General features: G+C 54.8%; 20 protein-coding genes. 8 read left to right on the top strand and 12 right to left on the bottom strand.

Annotated features, from left to right (window positions below; translation table 11 throughout):
• Positions 1-36 precede the first annotated feature (36 nt).
• The 4 genes from GQF02_RS14410 to GQF02_RS14425 all read right to left on the bottom strand — a co-directional run bounded on the left by GQF02_RS14410 (position 37) and on the right by GQF02_RS14425 (position 3,766).
• On the bottom strand, positions 37-678 hold the full coding sequence (locus GQF02_RS14410; RefSeq protein ID WP_124736373.1) for an OmpA family protein: 642 nt from the start codon (positions 676-678) through the stop codon (positions 37-39).
• Positions 679-917: 239 nt separating this feature from the next.
• Positions 918-1,397, bottom strand: coding sequence for a DUF934 domain-containing protein (locus GQF02_RS14415; protein WP_160798049.1), 480 nt, complete (start codon positions 1,395-1,397; stop codon positions 918-920).
• Positions 1,381-3,039: a nitrite/sulfite reductase gene (locus tag GQF02_RS14420; protein WP_160798051.1), complete on the bottom strand. Its 1,659-nt coding sequence runs from the start codon at positions 3,037-3,039 to the stop codon at positions 1,381-1,383. Before GQF02_RS14420 ends, GQF02_RS14415 begins: the two co-directional genes overlap by 17 nt.
• Before the next feature lie 19 nt (positions 3,040-3,058).
• Entirely contained in the window at positions 3,059-3,766 is a 708-nt protein-coding gene (locus GQF02_RS14425) for a phosphoadenylyl-sulfate reductase (RefSeq protein WP_160798053.1), read from the bottom strand.
• A 112-nt stretch (positions 3,767-3,878) separates the two neighbouring features.
• On the opposite strand from GQF02_RS14425, the gene cysB reads away from it, so the two are divergent.
• Positions 3,879-4,829 carry an HTH-type transcriptional regulator CysB gene (cysB, locus tag GQF02_RS14430; protein ID WP_160798055.1) on the top strand — a complete coding sequence of 317 codons (951 nt, stop codon included), beginning with the start codon at positions 3,879-3,881 and terminating at the stop codon, positions 4,827-4,829.
• A gap of 67 nt (positions 4,830-4,896) precedes the next feature.
• On the opposite strand, the gene fabG is transcribed toward cysB, so the two are convergent.
• Complete coding sequence (gene fabG / locus GQF02_RS14435) at positions 4,897-5,637, bottom strand: 3-oxoacyl-ACP reductase FabG (RefSeq protein WP_124736378.1); 741 nt, start codon at positions 5,635-5,637, stop codon at positions 4,897-4,899.
• A 303-nt stretch (positions 5,638-5,940) separates the two neighbouring features.
• The gene (locus GQF02_RS14440) at positions 5,941-7,572 is read right to left on the bottom strand and encodes an ABC-F family ATPase (RefSeq protein ID WP_160798057.1); all 1,632 of its coding nucleotides are present in this window, start codon (positions 7,570-7,572) and stop codon (positions 5,941-5,943) included.
• A 167-nt stretch (positions 7,573-7,739) separates the two neighbouring features.
• On the opposite strand from GQF02_RS14440, the gene dapA reads away from it, so the two are divergent.
• Together dapA and bamC are read left to right on the top strand one after the other, a co-directional pair.
• Positions 7,740-8,615, top strand: coding sequence for a 4-hydroxy-tetrahydrodipicolinate synthase (dapA, locus tag GQF02_RS14445; RefSeq protein ID WP_160798059.1), 876 nt, complete (start codon positions 7,740-7,742; stop codon positions 8,613-8,615).
• Between the two features lie 13 nt (positions 8,616-8,628).
• Positions 8,629-9,756 (top strand): outer membrane protein assembly factor BamC, encoded by a 1,128-nt coding sequence (bamC, locus tag GQF02_RS14450; RefSeq protein WP_124736381.1) that lies wholly within the window; start codon positions 8,629-8,631, stop codon positions 9,754-9,756.
• A 555-nt stretch (positions 9,757-10,311) separates the two neighbouring features.
• Here the strand turns inward: bamC and GQF02_RS14460 are convergent.
• Positions 10,312-11,448 (bottom strand): ribosomal protein uL16 3-hydroxylase, encoded by a 1,137-nt coding sequence (locus GQF02_RS14460; RefSeq protein WP_160798063.1) that lies wholly within the window; start codon positions 11,446-11,448, stop codon positions 10,312-10,314.
• A gap of 133 nt (positions 11,449-11,581) precedes the next feature.
• Here GQF02_RS14460 and GQF02_RS14465 point away from each other — a divergent pair, with 133 nt between their 5' ends.
• Positions 11,582-12,061, top strand: coding sequence for an FKBP-type peptidyl-prolyl cis-trans isomerase (locus GQF02_RS14465; RefSeq protein ID WP_124736384.1), 480 nt, complete (start codon positions 11,582-11,584; stop codon positions 12,059-12,061).
• Positions 12,062-12,106: 45 nt separating this feature from the next.
• On the opposite strand, the gene prmC is transcribed toward GQF02_RS14465, so the two are convergent.
• From prmC to GQF02_RS14490, 5 genes are all read right to left on the bottom strand, one after another.
• Positions 12,107-12,922 (bottom strand): peptide chain release factor N(5)-glutamine methyltransferase, encoded by an 816-nt coding sequence (gene prmC / locus GQF02_RS14470; protein ID WP_160798080.1) that lies wholly within the window; start codon positions 12,920-12,922, stop codon positions 12,107-12,109.
• Positions 12,923-12,927: 5 nt separating this feature from the next.
• Positions 12,928-14,367, bottom strand: a complete 1,440-nt coding sequence (gene mgtE, locus GQF02_RS14475; protein WP_124736385.1) for a magnesium transporter — start codon at positions 14,365-14,367, stop codon at positions 12,928-12,930.
• 210 nt (positions 14,368-14,577) lie between these two features.
• Positions 14,578-15,261, bottom strand: a complete 684-nt coding sequence (mtgA, locus tag GQF02_RS14480; RefSeq protein ID WP_160798066.1) for a monofunctional biosynthetic peptidoglycan transglycosylase — start codon at positions 15,259-15,261, stop codon at positions 14,578-14,580.
• Positions 15,262-15,336: 75 nt separating this feature from the next.
• On the bottom strand, positions 15,337-16,158 hold the full coding sequence (gene aroE, locus GQF02_RS14485; protein WP_160798068.1) for a shikimate dehydrogenase: 822 nt from the start codon (positions 16,156-16,158) through the stop codon (positions 15,337-15,339).
• 94 nt (positions 16,159-16,252) lie between these two features.
• The gene (locus GQF02_RS14490) at positions 16,253-16,705 is read right to left on the bottom strand and encodes a rhodanese-like domain-containing protein (protein ID WP_160798070.1); all 453 of its coding nucleotides are present in this window, start codon (positions 16,703-16,705) and stop codon (positions 16,253-16,255) included.
• Positions 16,706-16,968: 263 nt separating this feature from the next.
• Here GQF02_RS14490 and glnA point away from each other — a divergent pair, with 263 nt between their 5' ends.
• From glnA to ntrC, 4 genes are all read left to right on the top strand, one after another.
• Entirely contained in the window at positions 16,969-18,387 is a 1,419-nt protein-coding gene (glnA, locus tag GQF02_RS14495) for a type I glutamate--ammonia ligase (protein WP_160798072.1), read from the top strand.
• 112 nt (positions 18,388-18,499) lie between these two features.
• Complete coding sequence (locus GQF02_RS14500; protein WP_160798074.1) at positions 18,500-18,961, top strand: DUF4124 domain-containing protein; 462 nt, start codon at positions 18,500-18,502, stop codon at positions 18,959-18,961.
• 71 nt (positions 18,962-19,032) lie between these two features.
• On the top strand, positions 19,033-20,103 hold the full coding sequence (gene glnL, locus GQF02_RS14505; RefSeq protein ID WP_160798076.1) for a nitrogen regulation protein NR(II): 1,071 nt from the start codon (positions 19,033-19,035) through the stop codon (positions 20,101-20,103).
• Positions 20,104-20,119: 16 nt separating this feature from the next.
• Positions 20,120-21,547 carry a nitrogen regulation protein NR(I) gene (gene ntrC / locus GQF02_RS14510; RefSeq protein WP_160798082.1) on the top strand — a complete coding sequence of 476 codons (1,428 nt, stop codon included), beginning with the start codon at positions 20,120-20,122 and terminating at the stop codon, positions 21,545-21,547.
• The last annotated feature ends 71 nt before the right edge of the window (positions 21,548-21,618 follow it).

Below are 21,618 nucleotides of genomic sequence, written 5' to 3' on the forward strand. Positions count from 1 at the left end.
TGCATCAGCAGGGCTTTTTATCAGATAAAAACAGAATTACTTCTGTTCAACCATGGATTCCTTCATGGCATTGATGGTCACGTCAACGCGACGATCGCCAGCAACGCAAGCCTTCATTTCAGCCTGAGTCTTCAGCTTCTTGGCCTTGCACTCTTGGGTCAGGCCATCAGCAGCTTTGCCCTTGCCCACTGCCGTTACTTTTTCTGCAGCTACGCCGTTTTCAACCAGGAAGGTGCGCACGGTGTCAGCACGCTCTTGCGACAGCTTCTGGTTGTACTTGTCGGAACCGTAGAAGTCGGTGTAACCAGCCAGCTCAACCGATTGCAGCTTGTCGCCATTGGCCTTCAGCTTTTCAACCAGCGGGCCCAGTTCTTCTTTAGCTTCTGGACGCAGGGTGGCCTTGGCAAAGTTGAAGAACACGTCAGCCGACAGGGAAATCTTTTCCTGTACCAGAACCATTACTGGCGCAACGACAACCTTGACGGCTTCGCGATCACCGCACTCAACCAGGCCGTCTTTGGCCTTGTCGAAAGATGCAGTTCTCCAGCACTCGCCGTAGTTGTTACGTACGACTTTGTCAGTTGCCTGGTCATCCAGATAGCCTGGGTGAGCGGCAAATGCACTGGTGGAAACCAGCAGGGCGCCAAGCAAGGCACTTACTTTGAGCTGTTTGATCATCTTAAACTTCCCTTTTCTTTAAAAGCCAGTATCAAAAGTGCCTCGCTTGCCTTTAATGGATGGTGAGACACCTTCATCACTCTAGCGTGCAAAATTCAATATGCAAGGCTTTAGCACTATATAAACACATTTACATAGTGTCAACTCGCTAGGCCATCAAACCCTGCCATCTATGGCATAAAAACAACAAAATTAGTAAATACCGATTTGCTTAATGCCCTTAGCTTTGACATATATGTTTAAAAAACACGCTTAAATAATGGTTCGGCGCGGCGCCAGGTAACCTGATAACCATCGGAGAAGTCTTGCAGTGCAGCCAGCGCCTGAGTGGCATCCCTGTCTTCCCGTACTGCAAAGCTGTCAAAACCGGTTTGATGCAGATAATACAACTGGTCTTGCAGCACATCACCAATCGCGCGCAACTCTCCGGCATAGCCATAACGCTCGCGCAGCAAACGCGCCAGGCTATAGCCGCGGCCATCGGTAAACGCGGGAAAATCAATGGCGATTAACGGTAGGTCGGCCAAATGGGGCAGCAGCGTAGCAATATCCGCATCCGGCGCAAGCCAAGGTGCAGAGCGATGACTATGCGCCAAACGTGCCGACAGCCAGACTTCCAGCGGAACGATCACATCTTGTGCCGGCCATAAATGACTTTCTTCACGCAGCAGCAGCCATTCGTCCGCAGTGACTTGCCCGTTTTTAATGATGTTGCGCATAGACCGACTCCTTAAAGGGTACGAGGCCAATACGCCGTACCGTTTCGATAAAGCGCTCTCCAGCCTGACGCCTGGCGATGTAAACCCCCAGAATCTTCTCGAAGACCTCCGGAATATCCGCCTGGGCAAACGAAGGGCCGATGACCTTACCTAGCGAGGCCAGATTTCCCTGACTTCCACCCAGCGTAATCTGGTACCACTCCTCACCATTTTTATCGACACCCAGAATACCGATATGACCGATATGGTGGTGACCGCAGGCATTGATGCAACCGGACAAATTGCAATCGATCTCGCCCAAGTCATGCAGATAATCCAGATCATCGAAGCGGCGCTGTATCGCCTCGGCAACCGGGATCGACTTGGCATTGGCCAGACCGCAGAAGTCGCCGCCCGGGCAGCAAATCATATCGGTCAGCAAACCGATATTCGGCGTAGCAAAACCCCACTCACGCGCCAGGGTCCACAAGGCGAACAAATCCTGTTCACGCACATCCGGCAGAATCAGGTTCTGCTCGTGGGCGGCACGAATCTCGCCAAAGCCGAAGCGCTCGGCCATCCCGGCTACGGCATCCATCTGCTCGGCCGTAATATCACCAGGCGGCACGCCGGTTTTTTTCAATGACAACACCACGGCACGATAACCCGGCTGCCGGTGGGCACGGGTATTGCGTTCAAGCCAGCGCACGAAAGCCGGCTGCGCATCCATGGCGGCTGTCAGTTCGACCGGATGAGGCGGCAGCACCTCATAAGCCGGCGCCGTAAAGAAGCTGGCAAAGTGCGCGATATCCTGCGCGCGCAAGGTCGCCGCACCATCTTTCAGATGCTGCCACTCATCCTCGACCTTGGCAGCAAAACCCTCTACCGTCATCGCCTTGACCAGAATCTTGATGCGCGCCTTGTATTTGTTGTCGCGCCGGCCGAAGCGGTTGTATACGCGCAGCACGGCATCCAGATAGGTCAGCAGATGCTCGCCCGGCAAAAATTCCCGTACCTGCTCGCCTATCACCGGCGTGCGCCCCAGTCCTCCGCCCACCAGTACGCGGAAGCCTACCTCGCCGTCGGCATTTCTGACCACCTGCAACCCGATATCATGCACCCAGGTTGCGGCCCTATCCTCCAGGCTGCCGGAGACCGCAATCTTGAATTTGCGCGGCAGATAGGCAAACTCGGGATGCAAGGTGCTCCACTGGCGGATAATTTCGCACCAGGGGCGCGGATCCAGCAGTTCATCAGCCGCCACGCCGGCAAAGGCATCGGTGGTGGTATTGCGCACGCAGTTACCAGACGTCTGGATTGCATGCATTTCAACATCCGCCAGCTCGGCCAGAATATCCGGCACATTCTCCAGCGCCGGCCAATTGAACTGGACGTTTTGCCGGGTGGTAAAGTGGGCATAGCCTTTGTCGTAAGTGCGGGCGATATGCGCCAGCTTGCGCATCTGATGGCTGCTGAAATGCCCGTAAGGAATAGCCACCCGCAACATCGGTGCGTGGCGCTGTATATACAGGCCATTCATCAGGCGCAGGGGACGAAACTCTTCTTCGGACAATTCACCAGCCAGAAAGCGCCGGGTCTGGTCGCGAAACTGCGCCACCCGCTCACCCACAATGCGGGCGTCGACTTCATTATATCGGTACATATGTGTCTCCAAGTGCGACTCAGGCCGAGGCCGGTTTCAGCGGGCTCACCTTGCCATGCAAGCCGCACTCTTTAGATTCTGGGTTTTCCCACCACCAGCGTCCGGCACGCACATCTTCGCCTACGGAGATGGCGCGGGTACAGGGCGCACAGCCTATCGACGGGTAGTGCCGGTCATGCAGCGCGTTATAAGGCACGCCGTGCTGGCGGATATAGGCCCACACATCGGCCTCGCTCCAGTCAAGCAAAGGACTGTATTTCATCAAGCCATGCACCGTATCCGGCTCGCGTTCGGACATATCCAGCCGGGTGACCGATTGCTCGCGGCGCAAGCCGGTTACCCATGCCGAATGCCCGGCGAGCGCCCGGCGCAAAGGCTGCAGTTTGCGTACCTCACAACAGGCTTTACGTAACTCGACACTCTGGTAAAAAGCGTTGATGCCATGCTGCGCCACCCACATCTCGGTCGCCTGGGTATCAGGGAAGAAAACCCGCAAGGGATAAGCCGGATAGCGTTCCGCCATCGCCTGCATCAAGTTATACGTTTGGGCAGGCAGGCGGCCGGTATCCAGACTGAAAATACCGATAGGCAAGCGCATGTCAGCAATCAAGTCGGTCAGCACCATATCTTCGGCGCCCAGACTATTGGCCAGCACCACCGAGGCCTCGTTTGCGGCAATGTCCTGCAATAAGGCGCGGGTATGGGACAGTTTATTTTCCAGATTCATCAGGCTTTTCCTCAGCGGCTTCTGACGGCATGCTACCCAATTGACTTATAAACCTTAAAGAATATCGTGCTAATATCTAATTCCATCTGGTTTTATAAAAAGGAAGCGGGGCATGAAGCTGCAACAACTGCGTTATCTGGTTGAAGTCGCCAAACAAGGATTGAATGTATCCGAAGCGGCGGAAAAGCTGCATACCTCGCAACCGGGGATCTCCAAGCAGATACGCCTGCTGGAAGACGAACTGGGCATTCAGGTGTTTATCCGCAATGGAAAACGAGTGGTGGCGGTATCGGAGCCAGGCAAGGAAATCCTGCGCATCGCCGAGCGCATCCTGCATGAAGCCAAGAATCTCAAGCGCGTAGGCGAAGAATTCTCGCGCGAGTCCGAAGGTTCGCTGACCATCGCGACCACCCATACCCAGGCCCGTTATGCATTGCCGTCGGTGATTTCCGAGTTTGTACAGCGTCACCCCAAGGTCAGGCTCTCCATCAAGCAAGGCAGCCCGACCCAGATCTGTGAAATGGTTGTCGCCGGCGAGGCCGACTTCGCCATTGCCACCGAAGGCATCGAGCTCTACAAGGAACTGGCCATGCTGCCTTGCTGCCAGTGGAACCGCAGCATTGTCGTGCCACAAGGGCATGAGCTCACCCGTTTGACACAGCCATTGACACTGCAAGACATCGCCGCCTACCCCATCATTACCTATGATTTTGCCTTTGCCGGCCGCTCCAAAATCAACAAAGCTTTTGCCAATGCCGAGCTCACCCCTAACGTCGTACTGACCGCCATCGACACCGATGTCATCAAGACTTATGTCGGTCTGGGCTTGGGCATCGGTATTATTGCCAGCATGGCCTTCGAGCCCGAACGCGACAGCAAACTGGTTGCCATCGATGCCGCCCATTTATTCGCACCCTCGACCACCAAGATAGGCATACGCAAGGATGCCTATCTGCGCGGTTTTGCCTATACGCTGATCGAACTGTTCGCACCCCATCTGCAACGCAAGCAGGTAGAGGCCGCACTATTGGCGCATGACCCGCGCTTTCCGGCAGACGACTGAAGCCTGTTAGGATGCAAAAATGCCCCGCCGTAAACGGCGGGGCATTCATTTGTACACGCGGGCGAAATTAAAGTGTCAGACCACCGGTCACCTCAATCGCGGCACCATTGATATAGCTGGCCTCATCGGATGCGAGGAAAGCATAGACATTGGCAATTTCTTCCGGAGCGGCCATACGCTTCATAGGCACTTTGTCTTCCATCGCCTGGATGACCTTTTCCGGCATCGCCTGCAGAATCGGGGTCGCTACAAAACCCGGACATACCGCATTGGCGCGAATACCCTTTTTGCCCAGCTCCTTGGCCCAGGTTTTAACAAAACCGATCACGCCAAACTTGGTCGCCGCATAGTTGGTCTGGCCGAAGTTGCCATAGACGCCAACAACGGACGAAGCATTCAGGATCACACCACTGCCCTGCTCGATCATGGTATCAACCACGGCCTTGGCGCAGTTGTAAACGCCCTTCAGGTTGACATCGATCACCTTGTCGAACTGGTCATCACTCATTTTGGCCAGCTGGGCATCCATCACGATACCGGCGTTATTAACCAGAATATCGATACGGCCATAACGCGCCTTGAGGTCTGTCACCATGGCAGCAATTTCAGCCTTGTCGGTGACATTGACCCGATAGCCTACTGCCTGTCCACCCGCGAGCTTGAGCTCTTCAACGACCGTGCTGACCGCCTCAATGCTCAAGTCACAAACTGCCACAATCGCACCTTCACGCACAAATTTCTCGGCCGTTGCCTTGCCGATACCGCTGGCAGCACCGGTGATGATGGCAACTTTATCTTTCAAACGCATGGTTTTTCCTTTGTACACGCATACAGGATGGCCAGACTATCTGGCACGCCCTCCATCGACCTTTGCATGACTGCACTGTGGTCATATTTTTTTGGTTTTGTACTCGCTTGCAGTACACGACATAAGAGACGCAACTTGTGCACCGCAATATATCCCATAGCATAAAAACGGTAAAGCAAACGCTCGAAATGGCAGACCAAACACCACAACGCACATAAAAAATGGCGTCATCTCGTGCGAAAACACGGAGTGACGCCATCAGACAGCCGAAGCGGCTACTGAACACAAAGCCAGCGAATACGCTTACTCGATGCCCTTGCTTTCCAGGTAAGCCTCGTAGTCGCCCATATAGTAGTCGTAACCACCATTGCCATCGAGTTCCAGAATCTGGGTTGCCAGCGAGCTGACAAACTGACGGTCGTGCGATACGAAAATCAGCGTGCCTTTATACTTGTCCAGCGCCATGTTCAAGGCTTCGATCGACTCCATATCCATATGGTTGGTCGGCTCGTCCATGATCATTACATTCGGCTTTTGCAGGATCAGCTTGCCATACAGCATGCGTCCCTTCTCGCCACCGGACAGCACCCGTACTGCCTTGGTCACATCATCGCTACCAAACAGCAGACGCCCCAAAGTGCCACGAATCACTTGTTCGTCGTCACCTTCCTGCCCCCATTCGCGCATCCACTCGGACAGGGTCGCATCGGAATCGAACTCGGCCTCGTGATCCTGGGCGAAATAACCCAGTTGTGCCTTCTCGGCCCACTTCACCGTACCGTAATCGGCCGTAGCACCCTCGGCCAGCTCAGGCGAAAAAGCACCTGCCAGCAATTTGATCAGCGTGGTTTTACCGGCACCGTTAGGACCGATAATCGCCAGACGCTGGCCGGCCTCAAGAATCAGGTCGAGATTTTTGAACAACACCTTGTCATCGTAAGCCTTGGACAACTGATGCGCCTCAACGGCCTGACGGTGCAGCTTGAACTTGTCATCCATCTCGAAGCGGATAAACGGACTCTGGCGACTGGAGGGCTTGACCTCAACCATCTCGGACTTGAGCTTGTCTACCTGCTTCAAACGGCTGGTTGCCTGGCGTGCCTTGGACTTGTTGGCCGAGAAGCGCGCAGCAAACTCCTGCAACTCCTGAATCCGGTCCTTGGCCTTGGCATTGGAAGACAACTGCCGCTCGCGTGCCTGGGTCGACGCGATCATATAGTCGTCGTAGTTACCCGGATAGATACGGATGGTGTTGTAATCCAGATCCGCCATATGCGTACACACCTGATTCAGGAAGTGACGGTCATGCGAAATGATGATCATGGTGGCATTGCGCTCGTTGAGCACGTTTTCCAGCCAACGAATGGTATTGATATCCAGGTTGTTGGTTGGTTCGTCCAGCAGCAGGATGTCCGGATTAGAGAACAAAGCCTGCGCCAGCAGCACGCGCAACTTCCAGCCCGGCGCAACCGCACTCATCGGGCCAAAGTGCTGGTCCTGTGGAATGCCCACACCGGACAGCAAGACACCTGCACGCGCCTCTGCGGTATAACCATCGTATTCGGCGAACTTGGCTTCAAGCTCTGCCGCATGCATATAATCTTCTTCGGTGGCCTCGAGATTGGCATAGATCGCATCGCGCTCGCTCATCGCGGCCCACATCTCGGTGTGGCCCATCAACACGACATCGATGACGCGCTGGTCTTCATAGGCAAATTGATCCTGACGCAATTTACCCAGACGCAAGCCGGACTCAATAGAGACTTCACCCGAAGTCTGCTCCAGATCGCCGCCCAGAATTTTCATGAACGTCGACTTGCCCGAGCCATTGGCACCGATCAAACCATAACGGTTGCCTTCGCCAAAACGGACCGAAACTTTTTCGAACAGCGGCTTCACGCCGAACTGCATGGTAATGCTACTAGTGGTAATCACGCTTGCATCCTTGAGCCGATTGGCCGTAAGTACCGGAAAAACGGAGGATTCTAGCACAAATCCCCGCCACCAAACCATCCGCAACAGCTATGCATATGCCCTTTTGCCCGCGTAGCGAATTCCGCTACAATCTGAAGCCTTTGCCATCAAAAAATATAGGCCTCACTATGCTAACAGGCAGCCTGGTAGCCCTGGTCACTCCGATGTTCGAGGATGGCCAGGTTGATTTCGAATCTCTGTCCAATCTGGTTGACTTCCATATCGACAACGGTAGTGCCGGCATTGTCGCGGTGGGCACCACCGGCGAATCTGCCACCCTGACAGTAGACGAACACCTTGCCGTGGTACAAGCAGTCATCCGTCACGCAGCAGGACGCATTCCTGTCGTAGCCGGCACCGGCGCCAATAGCACGGCAGAAGCGGTTGAATTGTCACGCCACGCCAAGGAACTGGGCGCAGACATGACCCTTTCGGTCGTGCCCTACTACAACAAACCAACCCAAAGCGGCATCTACCAGCATTACCGCACGATCGCCGAAGCCGTTGATATCCCGTTAATCATGTACAACGTGCCTGGACGCACGATTGCAGACATGAGCAATGACACGGCACTCAAACTGGCCGAGATTCCCAATATTGTTGGACTGAAAGATGCAACCGGTGACATCGGCCGCGCCTGCGATCTGATTCGCCGTGCACCTGCCGATTTTGCCCTGTACTCCGGTGACGATCCGACCGGTATGGCCTTTATGCTGTGCGGAGGCCACGGCGTAATTTCCGTCACCGCTAATATTGCGCCACATGCTATGAGTGCGTTGTGCGTCGCCGCCCGCGCCGGCAACTGCCACGCTGCGCGTGAAATCAATGATCGCCTGCAAGGCCTGCATAAACATCTGTTTATCGAACCCAACCCGATTCCATCCAAGTGGGCACTAGAGCGCATGGGGCTGATCGCATCCGGTATCCGCCTGCCGCTGGAACCCATGAGCAGCGAGGCCATCCCCACAGTCGAAGCGGCCATGCGCCAAGCCTGCGTACTGTAAAACGGAAAACCCAATGAAAAAAAATCTCTGTCTGCCCTTACTGCTTACCGGCCTGATCAGTGCCTGCTCAAGCAATGCCGTACTGGAGAAACCGCTGGACTACCAGTCCGACGCACCGGTACAGCAAGGCAAGCTGGAACTGCCGCCCGATTTGACTGCCCCCCAGATTCAGAACCGCTACCAATTGCCTGGCAACGGTAGCGCTTCGCTGATCGATTACAGCAAGACTGGCAACAGCCCAGCACAGATCCAGCAAGACAGCAATTTGCTGGTCAAGCCAGCCAATGCCCATATCGAGCGTGGCGGCACCCAGCGCTGGCTGGTAGTCGACAACAAAGCACCCGAGCAAGTCTGGCCGCTACTTAAAGCCTTCTGGCAAGACAACGGTTTTGTCATCAAGAGCGAGGAACCGGATATCGGCCTGATGGAAACCGACTGGGCTGAAAACCGTGCCAAATTGGGTATGGACCCGGTACGCCGCATGCTGGATACCGTTGGTCTGGGTGGCATCATGTCGACCCCTGAGCGCGATAAGTTCCGCATTCGCCTGGAGCGCACCAGCAACGGCACCGAGGTGTACTTCACCCACCGCGGCATGTACGAAACCTATATTAACGAAGGCAAGAGCGAAACCAAGTGGCAGCCTCGCCCGGCAGATCCTGAACTTGAAACCGAGTTTCTTGCCCGCTTTATGGTCAGACTGGGCCACACCGAAGACCAAGCCAAAACCTCGGCCAAAGCGGTAGAAAACCAGCCATCTACGGTAGAAAAAACACAGATCCAGGCAGGTACCCTGCTGGTAAATGACGGTTTTGATCGTGCATGGCGTCGTGTCGGTCTGGCTCTGGATCGCATTGGCCTGCAAATTGTCGATCGCGACCGCTCGCAAGGCATCTACTACGTCCGCCCAGCCAAAGGGGATGTCGATGCACAAACAGGAAAAACCGAGGGCGGGTTCTGGTCCGGTCTCGCTTTCTGGCGCGACAAGAATGAAGCCATCCAGCAAGAAGAGCAGTATCGCGTTACCGTTCAGGCGGATGGAACCCAGACGAAAATCCAGCTGCAAAGCAAGGATGGCAAGCCACTGGCAGAAACACTTGCCACCCAGATTGCACGCAAACTAGCCGAGCAATTGAAGTAGTCGCCCAATACGCCGACCTGAGAACTCAAGTCGGCGTATTGTTTTCTGACTGCGTAGACGCAAAAAAACCCGCCGACGGCGGGTTTTTTAGTATCGCAAAAGCGATTACTTAGCAGCGGAAGCGTCAGCAGCAGGAGCGGAAGCGTCAACTGGAGCGGAAGCATCAACCGGAGCCGAAGCTTCAACGGCTGGAGCCGAAGCCTCTACAGCCGGGGCGGAAGCTTCAGCCGGAGCGGCTTCTTCTTTTTTGCCACAAGCGGACAGAGCTACAGCCAGCAGGGCAGCAACGAGGATCGACTGTTTCATTTTTGTATACCTTTACTATGAGTGTAAGAACAAGACATTTAGTTCAGCCAAATCCCAAAGCGGGATTCAATCAGAATTCTTGTGAAGCGATTCTAGCACGAAAAAAATTTCTGGGAAGGGGAACTCAAACGAAATTTGACATTCTTAGCCACCCAATTTGTTGCCAAGCAACAAACCCCCAAACAAACCCTTTCCGGTAGGTGCAAAATCATATCGGTTGTTACCCGCGACCACAAGCACCCAATTGGGTTATTTTTCAATCTCGATGGATTCAGGCAGCCAGTAGCCGTCCAGATAACCCTGATAGAGCGCCATCAGCATGGAATCCAGCACATCCTCTCCGGCCAAAAAACGCTGATTAGCAAAACGTTGCCAACAGGCAACACTATCTGCGTCCACTTCCAGTATTTCTCCGTTGCAATACAGCAACGACTCGGTATACAGAATCTGACTCTTGCGACTCAAGCGCACGCCGTCACGCTGTATACATGCAGCAAAATCCTCTTCATCCAGCTCGTCTTCCGGCGAGTCGTAGAAAACGCTAGCCTTAGGTTCGGACAGATAATGTCCGAGAAAATCTGCAACCAAAGCCTTATCCCAGCTAATCTGTGCCAGCGTCTGCGTGATGTCGTCCACCATCGCCTGCGGAATACGCGCCGGATCAGACTGCCACTGCAAACCAGGGTCGGCATAACGACCCTCGACACATATTCTGTCCTGCATATACACCAGAAACTCGGTGGCCAACTCTTGCGCGCTCGGCGCACGGAAACCGATCGAATAAGTCATGCCTGGCTCCATGGCCACACCATAATGTGCATAACGCGGCGGAAGATAGAGCATATCGCCATGCTCCAGGATGTACTCCTCTTCAACCCGAAAGTCTTTAAGCACACGTATCGGCGCATCTTCGATAAAAGCATCATCGGTTTGCGCCGAAATCTGCCAGCGCTTGCGCCCTCCGACCTGCAGCAGAAAGACGTCGTAGGAGTCGAAATGCGGACCAACCGTCCCGCCGGGCGGTGCATAGCTGATCATCAGATCATCCAGCCGGGCATAAGGGATAAAGTTGAAGCGCCACAGAATTTCATCAATATGCGGCAAGTGGTGATTGACACTTTGCACCAGCAAAGTCCAGTCACTCTCCGGTAAACGCTTGAAGCGCGAGGCGCGGAACGGCCCATTTTCCACATGCCAGCCACCTTTCCTGCTCTCGATCAGGCGCGACTCGACCTCTTCTTGCTGCGCCAGCTGACTCAACCAGTCAAAATCGACAGGCGCCCCCACATCACGCAGCGCACCACGAATCAGCAATGGCTTTTTGTGCCAGTATTCGCGCAAAAAAACGTCTGCGGACATCCCGCCCAACAACTCATTCGTGCTCATGGCAGTTTCCCGTTTAATGTGTGACCCAATGGTTTACAATATGCACAAGTGCAAGCCTGTCCACGCCTAAAACCTATGCAGCCCGTGGCAGTCACTCGCTATTTACTCATAACCAACTGCACGGATTACATGCATGCAAATCGCTAAAAATTCTGTCGTAACACTTGATTACGAAATGTTCGACGCCGACAACAAAATGATCGACAAGTCCGAAGAGCCGATTTCCTACCTGCACGGCGGCTACGACGGCATCTTCCCGCTGGTTGAAGAGGCTCTGCACGGCAAGGCAGTAGGCGACACCGTAGACGTAATGATGACGTCCGATGATGCTTTTGGCGATCCTGAAGAAGAACTGGTACGCGTTGAGCCGCTGGATGTATTCCCGGCCGACATCGAAATCGGCATGGTATTTGAAGCCGATGATCCGGAAACCGGCGATGTTCTGCTGTTCCGCGTCACCGACATTGCAGACGGCAACGCCATCGTAGATGCCAACCACCCACTGGCCGGCATGGCTATCCGCTTCAAGGGCAAGATCACCGACGTGCGCGAAGCCAGTGCCGACGAAATCACCCACGGGCATGCCCACGGCGAACACGGCCACCACCACTAAGCCGTGATCCAGTCCTGAACAAAAGGCAGCTCAGGCTGCCTTTTGTTATTGTGGTGCGCACCCTAGAGTGACCCGATCCAGCCCAGCCAGATCCGGCAAGGTCTCGACCGCCAACAAACCCGCCTCGGAAAACAGCTTGCGGCACGCCTCACCCTGATCATAACCATGCTCGACCATCAGATAGCCGCCAGGCAACAAGCGGGCAAGCGCCCCTGCCGCAATGGCACGCAGACAGGACAAGCCATCGGCACCATCGGTCAAGGCCATCCTAGGCTCAAAGCGAACATCACCTTCTTGCAAATGATGGTCATCCTGATGGATATAAGGCGGATTTGATACGATTAAGTCGAAGCGCGAAGTCTCTGGCAAGGGCACATACCAGCTCCCCTCTCTGAACGCCACTTTCGCCCCCAGTTGCGCCGCATTATGCACGGAGACCTGCAGAGCAGCCGCCGACAAGTCGACCGCCGCCACCTGCCATTGCGGCGCCTCCAGCGCCAGCGTCACAGCAATGGCTCCACTACCACATCCCAGATCCAACACATATGCAGCACGCTCGCGCCCGATTTTGAGCAATGCGGCATCAACCAGATGTTCCGTCTCGGGCCGCGGAATCAGTACGTCGAGGGTCACGGCAAACATCCGGCCGTAAAACTCCCTCTGGCCCAGCAGATAGGCAATCGGCTCACCGGCCATACGGCGCGCAACCAGCGCATCGAACGCGGACTGCTGGGCTACAGTCAACGACTCATCATCATGCGCCAGCAGATACATACGATCAAAACCAGTTGCAGCCATAAGCAGCAAGCGCGCATCCAGGCGGACAAGGGGACAGGCTCGTAGCGTTTCTTGTATCGTCATCATGATCACATCAGGAACACAGAAGCCAGCCCCAGGAAAATAAAGAAACCTCCCGAGTCGGTAAATGCCGTAATCAGCACGCTGGACCCCAAAGCCGGATCCCGCCCCATTTTCTGCATCAGGGTAGGCACCAGTACCCCCATGGTGGCCGCCAGAATCAGATTAAGCGTCATCGCAGCCGTCATGACCAGCCCCAGCGAGAAGCTGTCATACAGCCACCACGCCACAATCCCGATTACCCCACCCCAGACCACGCCATTGATGACACTCACGCCCAGTTCCTTGCGCCACAGCATCCACGCCTGATTTGGCTGCATCTGCCCCATGGCAAGGGCACGAACGATCATAGTGATGGTCTGGTTACCCGAGTTGCCACCAATACCGGCGACGATAGGCATCAAGGCGGCCAGCGCGACCAGATGCTGGATAGCCCCCTCGAATACGCCGATTACCCGGCTTGCGACAAAAGCCGTACACAAATTAACCGCCAGCCAAGCCCAACGGTTCTTGACCGAGTCGATCACCGGAGCAAACAAGTCTTCCTCTTCGCGCAAACCGGCAAGGCTCAGCACTTCGCTCTCCGACTCCTCGCGAATCACGTCCACCATCTCGTCTACCGTCAGACGGCCAATCAAGACCCCTTTTTCATCCACCACCGGCGCGGTAATCAGGTCATAGCGCTCGAACGCCAATGCGGCATCCTCGGCATCATCTGCCGGATGAAAAGTCACCACATCGGTGGCCATCACTTCGGATACATCGGCATCCGGGTCGGAAACAAGCAATTTCCTGATCGACAACACGCCTTTGAGAATGTCGTCGTCGTCGATCACGAAAATCTTGTCAGTGTGATCCGGCAGTTCGTCAAAGCGGCGCAAATAGCGCAATACCACTTCGCACGAGACATCGGCCCGGATCTTGACCAGCTCGAAGTCCATTAGTGCGCCAACCTGCCCCTCCTCGAACGAAAGCGCGGATTGCAGCTGCTCGCGCTCTTCGTCATCCAGCCCCCCCATCACCTCATACACCACCTGACGTGGCAAATCGGGCGCCAGATCGGCCAGTTCGTCCGCATCAAGCTGTTCGGCGGCCGCGACCAGCTCGTGCGCATCCATGGACTCAATCAGCGTCTCGCGTACGGCATCGGAGACTTCCAGCAGGATCTCGCCATCGCGCTCGCTCTTGACCATGTCCCAGACCAGCAGACGGTCATCCAGCGGCAAGGATTCGAGGATGTAGGCGATATCGGCCGGGTGCAGCTGATCCAGCTTGTGGTGCAGCTCATTGACGTTCTGCTTGTGAACCAGCTCTTCGACCAAGCCATGCTTGGGCATGTCCTGACGATGAACGAGTTCCTCGACCAGATGGTGACGCTCGATAAGGCGCTGAACCTGGGCAAGACTATCTTGCAGACGATCGGTGGGTTTCTTTTCGAGAACCGTCATGCGCGCCTCCTTCCGCCGTAACAGGCGGCGGCAAACGCGCGCGGTTTTTAACGGCGGGGTATTAGTGCTTCAGTCGAAAACTGAATGTTCGTTAAAATTTGACTGGGTAAGTCCATACGAATACCGCACCCGTTTGTGCGGCAGGAACGAAGGAAAGGCAGGATTCTAGCATGGAAGCACGGACAGCTTCCAGCGCCAAAAAGCAGAACATCATGGCACATCGGCGTAACGCATGCGACGCTGGATAATATTGCTTTTACGCGCCAAGCCGCGTGCATTGCGATGGGCATCATAGTAGCGGGGATTGGGCACCATAGCCGCCAGGCGCGCGCCCTGAGCCGCAGACAAGCGGCTGGCACTGGTATTGAAATAATGGCGACTGGCAGCCTCGGCACCAAAGACACCATCGCCCCACTCGATCACATTCAAATAGATTTCAAAGATGCGGCGCTTGTCCATGACGGCCTCAAGCATGACGGTGATCATGCCCTCTTCCAGCTTGCGCCACGGCGTGCGCTTGCCGGACAGAAAAAGATTTTTGGCCAACTGCTGGCTAATCGTCGAGCCACCGGCCACGATGCGCCCTTGCTTCAGATTTTTTTCAAATGCGGCTTCGATACCATCCCAATCAAAACCCTCATGGTCGACAAACTTGGCATCTTCCGACGCAACGATTGCCCGCTTCAGATTGGGCGAGATGCGCTCGTAAGACACCCAGCGGTGATGCAGTTCGGCATCGGGATTTTCCGCCTGCAAACGGGTAAGTTGCGCGCTCATAAAAGCACTGACCGAAGGGTTATGACTGCGCCAATACACGATATGCCCGAAAATCCATACGTTGTACAACACCAATAGCGTCAATAAGACGGCAAAGATTTTAAGCGCAAGACGCATGAGGCAGAAAAACCGGAGGCTAGGAAAAGCAGGAACAAGTGCCATCATCATGATGGCACTCTGAAAGGAGTCGAATCAGGCCAGTACTTCGCGCAACATATTGGTCACACGGCGAGTTTCCGGGCGAATACCATGCCAGATATCAAATGATTCAGCGGCTTGCTCAACCAGCATTCCCAGACCATCTGCCAGCATTCCGGCATATTCACCTTGTGCGCGCTGCAAGAAAGGCGTCAAGCCTTTGCTGTACACCATGTCGTATGCCAAGGCACGCGGTGAAAACAGGCCATGCGGTATCGGTGGCAACTCGCCGGACAAACTGCTTGACGTGCCATTAATCACAATATCGAAATGCTGCCCTTCCAGTTCGGCATAGCCCGTTGCCACAACGCGCCCCCAAGGGGAAAAATGGTGAGCAATGGCCTCGGCCTTGATCAAGGTACGATTGGCAAGCATTAAGCTAGCTGGCTGCTCCGCCAACAAGGGGGCCAATACGCCACGCACGGCACCGCCCGCTCCCAGCACCAGTACCCGTTTCCCCTTGATGGAAAAATCCAGGTTCTGGACGATGTCGCGCACCAAGCCCACACCATCGGTATTGTCGCCATAGAGCCTGCCATCACGCAGGCTTAGAGTATTCACCGCCTCGGCCGCACGCGCCCGATCGGAAACCTCATCCGCCAAACGGAAGGCATCGCCCTTGAAAGGCAAAGTGACATTGAGCCCCCGACCTCCAGCCGAAAAAAAATCGCCTGCCACCACAGAAAACTGCCCCAACTCGGCATAAAGCTTTTCGTAGCGTATGGTGCAAGCGCTGGCGCTGGCAAATTCGGTATGAATAAATGGAGACTGGCTGTGGGACACTGGGTTGCCGATTACGGCATAGCGTTCGGTCATATAGGGGCAACTCGCGAAATTGACAGGCCGGATAATGGCAATAGCCAACACTTTGCCTTGCTGCACGCAAAACATCAACCATAAAGCATAACAATCAGCCTTGCTGCCAAGGCAATCCGCGAGCTTTCCAGCCATTTAGTTGCCCACGGTGCCCAGCCTCATCCTTGTCACCCTCGAAGCCCTCGAGGATGTTATACACGCTGGAAAACCCGTGGCTAGCCAACTGTCGTGCCGCCTCATCCGAGCGGGCACCGGTACGGCATAGCAGCATCAGCACGGCTTCCTTATCCAGTTGGTGCTCGGCCTGCGCCAAAAAATGCGGGTTAGGCTGCATGCCTGGCCAGGTTTTCCATTCAATAGATACCGCATTGGGAATGACACCAACAAACTGTAATTCGGCATGACTACGCACATCTACCAAATGAGCGCCCGGTAGGTTCTGCAAAAGTTCCCATGCCTCCTCCGGCGTGACAGCACCAGAATAAGGCAAATCGGATTGGGTAGCCCGATCATGGGCACGTTGCAAAATTTCGGATCGGTGGCTCATGGCATTCCCCTAAATTAGCTTTACTAAATTGTTTCTAGCATAGCGCTCATTATCCTGACTGACCAGTCACGAAGCGCGCACCAATAAGGTGCACAGCCTCACGTAACCGCACCAAAATGAGTCGCTCAATATGCATCAACAATCCCATCTGCTTATGGCACAATGATCAAAGTACCTGAAGATAGCTGGCATGCTTAATGCTTTAGATTTCACGCCAATTTTGTAGCATCCCACCCGATGCGCGTTGCCTTAAGGAGATCACCATGGCGGTAGCCGACGTTTTGAAACTGATCGAAGAGAACGACGTAAAATTCGTTGACCTTCGTTTTACCGATACCCGCGGCAAGGAACAGCACGTGACCATTCCGGCACACGTACTGACCGAAGATGCAGAGTCCTGGTTTGAAAGCGGCCATGCCTTTGATGGCTCGTCCATCGCCGGTTGGAAAGGCATCCAAGCATCCGACATGCTGCTGATGGCAGACCCGTCCACAGCAAAAATCGACCCGTTTTTCGACGAGCCTACCGTATTCATGAGCTGCGACGTTGTCGATCCTGCCGACGGCAAGGGCTATGACCGCTGCCCGCGCTCGATTGCCAAACGCGCAGAAGCCTACCTTAAGGCCTCCGGTATCGGTGACACCGCCTACTTCGGCCCGGAACCTGAATTCTTTATTTTCGACAGCATCACCTGGGGCACCGATATGTCCGGTTGCTTCGTGAAAATCAAGGCAGAAGAAGCGGCTTGGGCTTCGGCCGAAGAGTTTGAGGGTGGCAATACTGGCCACCGTCCAGGCGTCAAAGGCGGTTACTTCCCAGTTCCTCCGGTTGACTCTTCACAAGACCTGCGTTCTGCCATGGTTCTGCTACTGGAAGAGTTGGGCGTGCCCGTTGAAGTTCACCACCACGAAGTCGCCACCGCTGGCCAGAACGAAATCGGCACCAAATTCAGCACGCTGACCCAGCGCGCCGACTGGACTCAGATCATGAAGTATGTGATCCAGAACGTCGCCCACAGCTATGGCAAGACTGCGACCTTCATGCCTAAACCTATCGTTGGTGACAACGGCTCCGGCATGCACGTTCACCAATCCATCTGGAAAGACGGCAAGAACCTGTTTGCAGGCGATGGCTATGCCGGCCTGTCCGATATGGCTCTTTACTATATCGGCGGCATCATCAAGCACGCCAAGGCGCTGAATGCAATCACCAACCCGGGCACCAACTCGTACAAGCGCCTGGTTCCGCATTATGAAGCGCCGGTTAAACTGGCCTACTCGGCCAAGAACCGTTCCGCCTCGATCCGCATTCCGCATGTGGCCAACCCTAAAGGCCGCCGCATTGAGGCACGCTTCCCGGATCCGCTGTCCAACCCTTACCTGTGCTTCTCGGCTCTGATGATGGCAGGTCTTGACGGTATCCAGAACAAGATCCACCCTGGTGATGCAGCCGACAAAAATCTGTACGACCTGCCTCCAGAAGAAGACAAGCTGATCCCGACAGTGTGCGCCTCGCTGGATGAAGCCTTGGCAGCACTCGATGCTGACCGCGAGTTCCTGACTCGTGGCGGCGTGTTCTCCAATGAGTGGATTGATGCATTCATCGAACTGAAGATGCAGGAAGTCAACCTGACCCGTATGACGACTCACCCAGTTGAGTTCGCCATGTACTACAGCCTGTAACCGGCTATGTAAATCACAAAAACGGCAGCTCAGGCTGCCGTTTTTTATTTATGCATGACGTGGCATACACTTTTCCTTATCATCCATTTATTCTATTTTGTATTGTAAGGCCATGAAATCAGCTACCGCTCTCTTGCTGGCCAGTCTCGCCAGCCTGCCCTGCAGCGCGGCAACCATTTACAAATATGTCGATCAGGACGGGCACGTCACCTACAGCAATATCCCTGCACGCGGCGCCAAGGCGCTCACGATCAACGTTCCCTCTGCTCCGGCCAGCCAGGCTGCTATGCGCATACCACAGCGCAGCGACTCATCCGGCTTTCCTACTGTCGCACCCGAAACCCAGCGCCAACGCGATGGCGGCCGCCGCCAGATATTACAAAGCGAACTATCAAACGAGCAAAAAGCCCTGGATGATGCCCGACGCACACTATCGGACTCGGAAGCGGGCTTGCGCACCAACTCACGCACCAATCCGGAGCTCAGCAAACGCATTGCCGTGCTGCGCGAGTCGGTGAAAGACAGGGAACGCAATGTACAAGCCCTGCAACGCGAGCTTGGCCTGAGCCAATAAGCGCATCACTTGGGCATAGCTGGACAGCTTCTTGCTTAACTAAAAGGCTTACCTCTACTTTGGCCCATGCCATGCCGGACTCAAACTTCAGTGGACTTGATCTGCTCGAAACACCCGTGCTTATCATCGAGCACGACAGTGATATCGTGTATGCCAACCAAGCTTGTGAAAGCTTGTTTGCCGTCGGGAAACGCGAGCTGACCCGTCACAGCTTGTTTGACCTGATTCAGGATTCCCGCGCTTTGCGCCATGCCGTACAAAGTGCGCTTCAGTGTCAGGCCAGCTTTATCGAGCATGACCTGCCACTGCTGCTTCGCAATGAGCAATCCTTGCATGTCGGCCTCACCGTCACACCAATAGATAATGAAGGCCGGCGTGCACTGGTTGAACTACGCCCAATTGACCAGCAAAGAAAAATTGCTAACGAAGAACGCTTACTCCTGCAGCAGCGCGCCAATCGTGAACTGATCCGTAACCTGGCCCATGAGATCAAAAACCCGCTAGGGGGCATCCGTGGCGCAGCGCAGTTACTTGAGCATGAAATTGCCGACCGGCCCGAACTGCTGGAATACACCGGCGTCATCCGCGAGGAAGCGCTCCGGCTACAATCCCTGGTCGATCGCATGCTGGCTCCACACAAACGCCAGCTGGCCAGCGAGGTCAATATTCACGAGGTTCTGGAACGAGTACGCAGTATCGTTCTCGCCGAATTCGGCACCGGACTTAGCATCCGGCGCGATTATGACGTCAGTCTCCCCTTTCTGATCGCAGATAAAGCGCAACTCATTCAGGTGGTGCTGAATATTACGCGCAATGCAGCGCAAGCACTAAAAGGAACAGGAGAGATCATTCTCAAAACGCGCATCAGTCGCCAAGTGACTTTAGCGCGTAAACGTCATAACTTGGCATTAAAATTGCAAATCATCGATAACGGACCGGGTATTCCAGATGAAATACAGGATCATGTGTTTTACCCGCTAGTCACTGGCCGGGCAGAAGGTACGGGGCTTGGGCTAACCTTGGCACAAACCTTTATCCAGCAACATGGGGGCACCATAGAGTTTGACTCCTATCCCGGATATACCTGCTTCAGCATCGCCCTGCCTTTTGGCAACGAATGCGCCATCACCGAAAAACAATGAAAAATAGAGGGGTAGCATAATGGACAAGCCGGTATGGATTATCGATGATGATAAAGCTATTCGCTGGGTACTGGAAAAAGCACTCGGCCGCGTTGGCATCGGCTTCGACAGCTTTACCAATGCCGATGACGCCCTGAACGCGTTGTATGACAAAGTACCGCAGGCCATCATCAGCGATGTACGCATGCCCGGCACAGATGGCCTCAAATTTTTGAGCAAGCTCAAAGCCGAACATCCGCAACTGCCCGTTATTATCATGACGGCGCACTCTGACTTGGATTCAGCCGTAGCCGCGTTTCAAGGCGGTGCATTCGAGTACCTGCCCAAGCCTTTCGATGTCGACCAAGCCGTTCAGCTCATAGAGCGTGCACTGGCAGAAAACCATGCGCCTGATGCGCTTATTCCAGCCCAACAGGAATTACCCGCCCTGCTGGGACAAGCGCCTGCGATGCAGGATGTATTCCGGGCCATAGGCCGCTTGTCGCAATCCAATGTAACCGTACTGATTACAGGGGAGTCAGGTACCGGCAAAGAGCGCGTAGCCGAAGCCCTGCATCGCCACTCGATACGCAGTGGCAAGCCATTCATTGCCATCAATACCGCAGCCATTCCGCGCGACCTGCTGGAGTCCGAACTATTCGGCCATGAAAAGGGGGCATTTACCGGTGCATTAGCCACCCGCCGTGGCAGATTTGAAGAAGCGGAAGGCGGTACCCTATTCCTGGATGAAATAGGCGATATGCCCACCGAACTGCAGACCCGCTTATTGCGGGTACTCTCGGATGGCCATTTCTATCGCGTTGGCGGACACACCCCGATCAAAGCGAATGTGCGGGTCGTTGCCGCCACCCATCAGAACCTGGAAGAGCGCGTACGCCTAGGACAATTTCGCGAAGACTTGTATCACCGCCTTAATGTCATCCGGCTGCGCCTGCCACCATTACGAGAACGACACGAAGATATCCCTTTACTGGTGCAACACTTCCTCGCCAAAAGCGCCACTAGCCTCGGCGTCGAAAGTAAGCGCCTGAGCAATGCAGCTATGGAACTCATCACCCAGGCACCCTTTCCCGGCAATGTGCGGGAACTGGAAAACCTGTGCCAGTGGATTACCGTCATGGCACCAGGGCAAATGGTCGATGGCTGCGACCTGCCTCCCGAGTTTCGCAATGCGAATAAAGCGGGCTCCCATGCTTCAGCCCATGCAGCAGAGAGCAAAACAAGCGCAACGACAGACTGGACTCACCTATTGTCGGAAGAGGTCATTCACAGGCTCAAGGCCGGAGAAACAGGCATTATCGATGAACTGACCCACCGCTTCGAAGAGAGTTGCATACGCGCAGGGCTCGCTTGTACCGGAGGACGCAAAGTCGAAGCAGCCCAGATTCTGGGCTGGGGGCGCAATACTTTAACAAGAAAAATACAGGAGCTAGGCCTGGAGTAAGCAGGCCACTTACTCAATAGCAGATCCATAAACGCAAAAACCCCCGACCTTTAATCAAGGTCGGGGGTTTT

Origin of the sequence: Craterilacuibacter sinensis (genome assembly GCF_009831765.1) — a bacterium.
In the GTDB taxonomy this organism is placed as follows: domain Bacteria; phylum Pseudomonadota; class Gammaproteobacteria; order Burkholderiales; family Chromobacteriaceae; genus Craterilacuibacter; species Craterilacuibacter sinensis.